The sequence below is a fragment of the Acidithiobacillus sp. TH-A36 genome, assembly GCF_057473445.1.
On sequence record NZ_JBYCKP010000108.1, the window covers coordinates 1 to 1,714 of the forward strand.

The following is a 1,714-nucleotide window of genomic DNA, read 5'->3' on the forward strand; positions in this document are numbered from 1 at the left end:
ACTCAAAGGCTACAGCCCGCGAAATGACGCCCCATAAAGCGAACATCAAAGGAATCATCAGATAGTTGAAGGCCGATCCATACACCAGCGGAAAAGCGCCAAACAGAACGCCGCCGGCAACAACCAGCCAGGTTTCATTGCCATCCCACATACCGGCCATGGAAGCCATAATGGCGCCCCGCTCCTGCTCATCGGGAGAAAAAAGGGCAAACACTCCGGCGCCGAGATCGGCACCGTCCAGGGCAATGAAGAAAAGAAACAGTAGACTGAGTAACAGCCACCACCACGTCGTTAGAGTGGTAGCGATTCTGGCGAGATCAAACATATTGTATTACTCCTTGAATCGAAATCCCGGAAAACCTCGCTTAATGGGTTTTCCCAAAGGTCGGTTTGGCAAAGGTTGGTTTCGCCAATCCACCACCGGCGTGTTCCTGATCAGCATGCTGCTCTGGCGCACCCGGTAAAGGACTTTCCAGATCCGGTCCCTTGCGGATCACGCGGGAGAAGAAATACCAGGCACCCGCCCAGACGGTCAGTTCAAAAACGCCATATCCGAGAAACCAGACGATTTCCTGGCCAAGCCCCATGTGACTGGTGCCCTCATAGGTGCGCATGAGGTTATAAACTACCCATGGTTGACGCCCTACTTCGCGGGTCCACCAGCCGGTCCAGACGGCCAGGTACGGTAAAAAAGCACTAAAGACCATGGCCCGCAAAAACCAGGGGCGTTTACGCAATCCCTCTACGGTCAGTTGGCCGCGCAGGATGAGCATGGTGCCCCACAACGCCATAAAAAACAGGAAGAAACCGATGGCGACCATAACCCGGAAGGAATAGAAAGGGACCCAGACATCGGGGCGATCGTTGGCCGGGAACTGATCCAGACCGGGAACCACGCCATTCAGGGTGTGAGTTTCCAGGAGGCTTAACACATGGGGAATACGGATTGAAAACAGACTTCCATCATTGTCAGCATTGGGAATGGCAATCAGATTCCAGGAAGTGTTCGGCTTACCATCCGGTAAATAAGTGTGGAAATGCCCTTCCATGGCGGCCAGTGTGGTCGGTTCGCTATGGGCCACATCGACCCCCAGACTGTCCCCTAACCAGATTTGTATCGGCGTAGCGATCAGCAGGGCCAGAATGGCCGGTTTCAGCATTTTGACGAATAAATCGGCGTGACGATTTTTGAGAATAAACCAGGCACTGGTCCCGGCCAGTACAAAAAAGCCCAGGATCATGGTAGCCACCCACATATGGGGAAAGCCCCAATCATTACTTTCATTGAAAATGGCACTCCACCAATTGGTCACCTGAAACAGACCGTCTTTCAGCACGACACCATCAGGAGTCTGCATCCAGCCATTGGCCACCAGAATCCAGTAGGCCGACAAACTGGAAGCAAACGCCACGTTGAAGGTAGAGAACAAATGCATCCCTTTGCCGATCTTGTTCCAGCCAAACACCATGAGGCCAATGAAGCCGGCTTCATACATAAAGGCGGTGATGGTTTCAAAGCCCAGAATATTCCCGAAGAAGGGACCCACGGCCTGCGAGAACGGGCCATAGAGAATGCCGAAGGCCATTTCCATGGTGACACCGGTAGCCACACCAGCGCCGAAATTGACAATAAAGATTTTTTCAAAGAAACGGTTCAAGCGATACCATCGTTCGTCTCCAGAACGCAGCCAGGCTACTTCCAGCCCGAAAAGGA

General features: G+C 52.9%; 2 protein-coding genes. Both read right to left on the reverse strand.

Features of this window, described 5'->3' with window-relative positions; all coding sequences use genetic code 11:
- Positions 1 to 325 (reverse strand): cytochrome d ubiquinol oxidase subunit II (locus tag AC2VLY_RS03035; RefSeq protein ID WP_486891681.1); only part of this gene is annotated, 325 nt, incomplete at its 3' end.
- A 40-nt stretch (positions 326 to 365) separates the two neighbouring features.
- Positions 366 to 1,714 (reverse strand): cytochrome ubiquinol oxidase subunit I (locus AC2VLY_RS03040; protein WP_486921743.1); only part of this gene is annotated, 1,349 nt, incomplete at its 5' end.